Here is a 487-nt window from a genome sequence, read left to right on the forward strand (position 1 = left end):
GCCGGCGCTGATGGCGAGGATCGCGGCGCACAGGTAGCCGCCCACGCACCAGCCGACCACCAGGTAGAACGCGGTCAGGCCGCGGGCGTCGCCGGCCGCGGCGGGCGCGACGTCCCTGACCCGTACCGTACGGCCCTCCGCCGCCTCGGCGCGGGTGAGCACCGCCTCGGTGGCCTGGGCGAGGGAGGCGCCCGCGCCGCTTGCGACCAGCAGGGTGTCGGTGGTGCCGCGCGGGTCGACGATCAGCGCCGCGTCGAGGTCGCGGTTGCGGATCTTCCGGGTGGCCGCGGCCTCGCCGCCGTCCACGACGCGCGGGGCCAGGGGATCGCCCGGCAGCCCGTCGAGCTTCTGCCCCAGCTGCCCGGCGATCTGTTGCGGGGCGACGATGCCGAGGGCGACGTCCCGCGGCCGGGGGCTGTGGAAGGCGCCCACGTACGAGGCGATGAAGGCGAGCTGGAGCACCAGGGTGCCGATCACCAGGACCGCG

General features: G+C 76.6%; 1 pseudogene. It reads right to left on the reverse strand.

What is annotated here, in order from left to right:
• Nucleotides 1-487 (reverse strand): annotated as a pseudogene (locus ACSNOH_RS35115) (DUF3533 domain-containing protein); the annotation flags it as partial.

This window comes from Streptomyces sp. URMC 127, from assembly GCF_051386535.1.
Taxonomy (GTDB): domain Bacteria; phylum Actinomycetota; class Actinomycetes; order Streptomycetales; family Streptomycetaceae; genus Streptomyces.